Here is a 6000-nt window from a genome sequence, read left to right on the forward strand (position 1 = left end):
CCGCGGCATGAAAACTGCAGGTCTCGAAGCATTTGCACAACATACCGAACCATGGCCAAAGACAAACGCATTTCGACCTCGCAGCTCGCCCTGATGACCGCAGCTGCAGTCATCAGCCTGCGCGGACTCCCGATGATGGCGCAGGAGGAGCTCACCATGTTTTTCTACATCTTCTTCGCCACGTTCCTCTTCCTGATTCCCGCGGCACTCGTGAGTGCCGAACTGGGCAGCGCCTTCGCCTCCCGCGGAGGCGGTGTCTACACCTGGGTCAAGGAGGCCTTCAACCCCCACCTGGGCTTCACGGCCATCTTCCTGCAGTGGATCCAGAACGTCGTCTGGTACCCCACCGTGCTGGGATTCGCCGCCGCCTCGGCCGCCTACATGGCCGGTCTCCCGGCACTGGCCGAGAACGGGATCTTCGTGGGGTGCTTCTCGATCGCCATGTACTGGTTCGCAACCTGGATCACCCTCCGCGGCACCACGGCGCTCACCGACTTCACGAGCCGCGGGTTTCTCGTCGGCACGGTCCTGCCCGGCATCGTCATCGTCCTGATGGCCGTCATCTGGCTGGCCGGGGGCAACGGAATCGCCTTCGAACACATCCCCGCCTCGGTCACCCAGGTAGTCGGGACCGACGCCGCGCACCACGTGCACCCGCGCCTGTTCCCCCACATCTCGGGCATGAGCGACATCGCCTTCCTGGCCGGCATCCTGCTGCTCTTCGCCGGTGTCGAGGTCCACGCCGTGCACGCCCCCGAACTGAAACGGCCGCAGTCGCAGTTCCCGCGGGCCATGTTCCTTGCCGCCCTGATCTCGTTCAGCCTCTTCACGCTCGGCGCCCTGGCCGTAGCCGTCATCACGCCCTACGAACAGATCGACCTCCAGGCAGGCCTGTTCGTCACCTTCCGCATCGTCTTCGACCACTACCGCATCGGGTGGATGACCAACGTCATGGGGCTGCTCGTCACCTTCGGAGCACTGGCCGGCATCCTCTCGTGGATCTCCGGACCGAGCCGCGGCCTGCTCTGGACAGCCCGGGAAGGGCGGCTGCCCCGGGTGCTCGGCAAAACGAACCGCAACGGCGTGCAGATCAACATCCTGCTCATCCAGGGGGCGCTCGTGACGCTGCTCTCGTCGCTCTACATCGTGATGAAGAACGTGAACGTGGCCTTCTTCCTGCTCAGCGCCCTGACCATCGGACTCTACCTGATCATGTACATGATGATGTACGCCGCAGCCATCCGCCTGCGCTACACTCAGCCCGACCTGCCCCGCAGCTACCGCGTGCCGGGCGGACGCGCCGGGATCTGGATCATCGCCGGAGGCGGCCTGCTGGCCGTGCTCTTCTCGTTCGCCGTGACCTTCTTCCCGCCCTCGCAACTGCCCGTCGGGAGCCCGGCCACCTACACGGCACTCGTCGCCTCGGGCACACTGCTCTTCCTGGCCATCCCCTTCGCCATCAGCCGGTCCATGGACCGGCAGGAGAGGCAAAAGGGTAAGCGGTAAAAGGAGCGGTGCGGGGCCCGCCTCATCAAAGGCAGGTCCCGCACCGGTTTGCGTCCCAGGTTCCGTCAGCCGAGAATCGTACCGTCCTCCGCGATGCGAAGCGTCACCTCACGGTCCGTCCGCTCCTCCTCCAGCTCGAGGGCATACCATGCACCGTCGGGAGTCTGAAGATAATCCGCGCCGTCGAACTCCCATCCGGCATACTCCGAAGCGGCCCAGGCAGCCGTCACCGCTTCGGGCAGTTCGGCACGGCGCACCTCCCACGAGGTCCTCACCCACGCTCCGGCCCCGTTGAAGAGCAGCTCCTTCTCGCGCCCCTCGTGGCGGATCTCCACCTCGAGCATCCCGTCGTCGCTGTCCTTCTCCACGATCGAGGCGCCCGGATAGTTCTCCCGGATGAAGGCCTCGATCTCCGCCGCGACACCGGCGCCTCCCACGGAGGGTTCATGGAGCGACACCTCGCCCTCGGGCGTAATCCGGATCTTCACGTCGCCGTTGCGCGACTCGAGCTCCAGGCGGTAGAAGGTCCCCTCGGAGACCGTCTCGTACAGATCCGCGTCGTCGAGCCGATAACCGCGCGCCTCGGCATACTCCGAAGCGGCCCAGGCAGCCGTCACGGCTTCGGGCGGGCCGGCACGCAGCCGTCACGGATTCGGGCAGGTCGGCACGGCGCACCCCGGTCTTGGTATACTGCCACGCCGCGCCGCGGTCGAAGAAGAGTTCGCGCTTCACGCCGCCGTCGAGAATCTCGACCTCCGTCCCCTCTGACTCTGCATCGACGTCGATCACACGGGCCGAAGGATAGTGCGTCCGGATATACTCCCCGATCGAGGCCGCAGGCTCGGCCGGGATGAAATCGCCGTAGTCGCAGTCGGGGTCCGCGTCGGCCACACACTTCACCAGCACGCCGTCGGGCGAGTAATAGAGGTCCATCTCGCGGCCGCCCTGTTCGACCTCGATGACGTAGATCTCTGGCTCGACATCGCCCGCACGGTAGAGTACGTCCACCCGGTCATCGACCCGCCACGAGGCATATTCGCTTGCGGCAAAGGCCTCCCTGACCGCCTGCGGGAGGGCTTCGAAACGGATCTCCGTCTCGGTCATCGTCCAGCGCCCGTCGGCATTGCCGAACCAGGCCGAGCAGTTCGTGGAGAGCGCCGCACGGGTTCCCGTCCAGTAGAAGTCCGCCACGGCATAGTCGCCCTTCATGCTCCAACTTACGTTCTGCGCACCGGGGTAACGCTCGGCAAAAGCCGCCAGCACCTGCGGCGACACCTCGCCTCCCGAGCCGCGCTCCCCGTCGGAGCGCTCACATCCCGCAGCCAGAAACGCGGCGGCTGCAACCAACAGATTTCTCATCCAATTCATCATGATCGTGTCGTTTTAAGTGATTCGATTACCCATTTTCGCAGGCAAAGCTACGGGGACATTTTGAAAAGAAACTGAAACGGCACAAAAAAACCGGTCCTTCGCGGACCGGTCGCTCCGTCATTCGGACGCGCGGTATTCGTTGGGGGTCTGCCCCGTGAGTTTCTTGAACATCCGGGTGAAGTGCTGCGGATACTGAAAGCCCAGTTCGTAGGCGATCTCACCGATCGTCCGCCCCGGATCGAGCACCCGCTCCTTCGCCACCTCGAGCAGTTTGAGCTGGATGTGCTCCTGGGCCGTGCGCCCCGTCTCCCGTTTGACCAGGTCACCGAAATAGTTGGGCGAGAGGCAAAGCTGTCCGGCGCAGTATTTTACCGTAGGAAGTCCTTCGCTGCGGGCGCGCCCCTCGGCGAAGTAGTCATCCAGCAGGCGTTCGAAACGCGTCAGCACGTCGTGATTGACATGTGCGCGGGTGATGAACTGCCGTTCGTAGAAACGCAGGCAGTAGTCGAGCAGCACCTCGATCTGCGTGGTGACCAGCCGCCGGCTGTGACGGTCGATGGCATGCCCGAGTTCGAGACGGATCTTCCGGAGGCTGTCCACGACCAGCGACCGTTCCGTCTCCGAGAGGTGCAGCGCCTCGTTCACCTCATAAGAAAAATAGGTATACTCCTTCATGTTGCGACCGAGCATCGTCCCGCGGATCAGGTCCGGGTGGAAAACCAGCGCCCACCCCTTCGGCTGGAACTTTTCGCCGTTATCCTCGAAGCCGATCACCTGCCCGGGGGCCAGGCAGACGAGCGTACCCTCCTGGTAGTCGTAGTAGTTGCGGCCATAGATCATGTCGCCGCAACGGACCTCCTTGAGGAAAACCGCATAAAAGCCGAACGTCTGGCGCATATGGTAGACAGGCCGGGCCTCTGCGAAATCGACAACCGCCACCAGGGGATGCTGGGCCGCGACACCCAACGACCCGCAATATTCGCCGACGGATTCGATGTGCCGGATTTTTGATTCCATATTATTAGTTACAGGCTTGTTTCCCACAAAGGTAACCATTTCCGCGGGATCCCGCTCCCCGGCGGGCAAAAATCGGTAATCGGGGTAAAAGATTCCGTAATCCGTCTACCCGGAACCGGCCGGGATGCCGTATCTTTGCATTACCGGGCCCCGGACTGGGATCCAACAGAGAAAAAAACGGATACGGACATGAAAAAACGGGTATTGATTCTTTCATCCAGCCCCCGCCGACACGGCAATTCCGACACGCTTTGCGACGAATTCCTGCGCGGAGCCCGCGAGGCGGGGCACGACGCAGAAAAGATCTTTCTGCGCGACCGGACCATCTACTACTGTACGGGATGCGGCACCTGCACCGAACCGGGCAGATCCTGCCCGCAGTACGACGATGCACGGGAAATCATCGAGAAGATGGTCAAAGCCGACGTCATCGTGCTCGCCTCGCCGGTCTACTTCTATGCGATGAGCGCACAGATGAAGACCCTGATCGACCGCTGCTGCTCGGAGTACCTGAGGATGAGCAACAAGGAGTTCTACTTCATCATCACGGCCGCCGAGCAGGACAAGGGGGCCATGGAGCGCATGATCGAGGGATTCCGCGGATTCCTCGACTGCCTCGAAGGGGCCCGCGAGCGGGACACGATCTACGGACTCGGCGTCTGGAAGATGCACGAGATCGACGGACATCCCGCCCTGCACGAAGCCTACGAGGCGGGACGCAAACTCTGACCCGCCGCGCCGGCAACCGCCGCAAACAACGACAAAAGTACCAACATGAAACGAACGACCCTCGCCGGCCTGCTGCTCCTCGCATCCGGAGCCGCAGCAACAGCCCGGCCGGCAACAAACGACATCACCATGAAAGATACCACCGAATTTCACCAGATCTTCCCGCAGGGCGAGGCCAACCCGCCAGCCAACGCTCAATATTTCATCGGACAGTCCTACCTGGCGCCCCTGACCCGGAACGGAGCGTTGAACTGCCCGGTCTACAACGTCACCTTCGAACCCGGCTGCCGCAACAACTGGCACAGCCACACGGGCGGCCAACTGCTGCTCGTAACGGCCGGACGCGGCTTCTACCAGGAGCGGGGGCAGGAGGCCCGGCAGCTTCTCCCGGGCGACGTCGTCGAGATCGCACCGAACGTGGTCCACTGGCACGGTGCGGCCCCCGACAGCTGGTTCTCGCATCTGGCCGTGGAGTGCAACCCGGCCACGAACCGCAACACATGGCTCGAGCCCGTGGACGACGACACCTACCGTGCGGCCACGGCCCCGAAGCCGTCGCAGGCTAAGACCGACGACGGCCTGCCCAACCCGCTGGCGGCCTTTGCCTCGAGCGATCCCGAGCTGAGCGCCCTGGCCGCCGGTTTCGCCTGCGGCGAGACGCAACAGTACGGCTCGCTCGACCGCCGCACGCGGCTGCTGGTGGCCCNCCCCGCCGCACGCGGTTGCTGGTGACCCTTGCCTCCGTTGTTGCGCTGCAGAGCGACGAACTACTCGCTCCGCTGCTGGACGCCGCTCTCGATGCCGGCATTCCACCCGTCGAGATCCGCGAGACGGTCTACCAGACGATCCCCTACGTCGGCATGGCGAAGGGCGCCGACGCAGTAGCCGCCATGAACCGCCGGTTCACGGCCCGGGGCATCAGCCTGCCCCTCGAAGCATGCGGCACGACGACCCCCGACACCCGCTTCGAGCAGGGACTGGCCCTGCAGAAGTCGATCTTCGGAGAGGCGATCGACCGGATGTACGAGACCTCGCCGGCCGACCAGATACACATCCAGCACTACCTCTCGGCCAACTGCTTCGGCGACTACCAGACCCGCCGGGGACTGGACGCGGCAACCCGGGAGCTGCTGACCTTCGCCACGCTGGTTTCGTTGGGAGGCTGCGAGCCTCAGGTCAAGGGACACATTTTGGGCAATGCCCGTGTCGGCAACGGCAAGCCGACGCTGCTGGCCGTCGTCACCCAATTGCTTCCCTACATCGGCTATCCGCGCTCGCTCAATGCCATCGCCTGCCTGAACGAGGTGCTGCCCGAGGCGAAATAGCCCGTTCATCAACACAACGACGGCCGGGATCCTCATGCGGAGGATCCCGGCC

Annotated in this window: 5 protein-coding genes and 1 pseudogene; 3 read left to right on the plus strand and 3 right to left on the minus strand. The window is 63.8% G+C overall.

Translation table 11 applies throughout. The annotated features are described in order from the left end of the window. Positions 1-51 precede the first annotated feature (51 nt). The gene (locus QZL63_RS02085) at positions 52-1506 is read left to right on the plus strand and encodes an APC family permease (protein WP_022307704.1); all 1455 of its coding nucleotides are present in this window, start codon (positions 52-54) and stop codon (positions 1504-1506) included. A 65-nt stretch (positions 1507-1571) separates the two neighbouring features. Here the strand turns inward: QZL63_RS02085 and QZL63_RS02090 are convergent, their stop codons facing one another. The 3 genes from QZL63_RS02090 to QZL63_RS02100 form a co-directional block, all read right to left on the minus strand. Further along, on the minus strand, positions 1572-1994 hold the full coding sequence (locus tag QZL63_RS02090) for a PepSY-like domain-containing protein (RefSeq protein ID WP_022307705.1): 423 nt from the start codon (positions 1992-1994) through the stop codon (positions 1572-1574). Next, positions 1951-2877 (minus strand): PepSY-like domain-containing protein, encoded by a 927-nt coding sequence (locus QZL63_RS02095; RefSeq protein ID WP_022307706.1) that lies wholly within the window; start codon positions 2875-2877, stop codon positions 1951-1953. The genes QZL63_RS02090 and QZL63_RS02095 overlap by 44 nt, the downstream gene beginning before the upstream one ends. Before the next feature lie 117 nt (positions 2878-2994). Further along, complete coding sequence (locus QZL63_RS02100) at positions 2995-3894, minus strand: helix-turn-helix domain-containing protein (protein WP_022307707.1); 900 nt, start codon at positions 3892-3894, stop codon at positions 2995-2997. Positions 3895-4083: 189 nt separating this feature from the next. Between QZL63_RS02100 and QZL63_RS02105 the strand changes: the two genes are divergently transcribed. Then, complete coding sequence (locus tag QZL63_RS02105) at positions 4084-4623, plus strand: flavodoxin family protein (protein ID WP_022307708.1); 540 nt, start codon at positions 4084-4086, stop codon at positions 4621-4623. A 129-nt stretch (positions 4624-4752) separates the two neighbouring features. Further along, positions 4753-5948, plus strand: a pseudogene (locus QZL63_RS02110) (cupin domain-containing carboxymuconolactone decarboxylase family protein). Positions 5949-6000 lie beyond the last annotated feature (52 nt).

It is taken from the genome of Alistipes sp. CAG:268 (assembly GCA_000434235.1).
Taxonomy (GTDB): Bacteria; Bacteroidota; Bacteroidia; order Bacteroidales; family Rikenellaceae; genus Alistipes; species Alistipes avistercoris.

What these genes read in the sequence shown, in the direction of transcription:
- QZL63_RS02085 (WP_022307704.1), top strand. Translation starts at nt 52, where the DNA reads ATGGCCAAAGACAAACGCATTTCGACCTCGCAGCTCGCCCTGATGACC.
- QZL63_RS02095 (WP_022307706.1), bottom strand. Translation starts at nt 2,877, where the DNA reads ATGATGAATTGGATGAGAAATCTGTTGGTTGCAGCCGCCGCGTTTCTG.
- QZL63_RS02100 (WP_022307707.1), bottom strand. Translation starts at nt 3,894, where the DNA reads ATGGAATCAAAAATCCGGCACATCGAATCCGTCGGCGAATATTGCGGG.
- QZL63_RS02105 (WP_022307708.1), top strand. Translation starts at nt 4,084, where the DNA reads ATGAAAAAACGGGTATTGATTCTTTCATCCAGCCCCCGCCGACACGGC.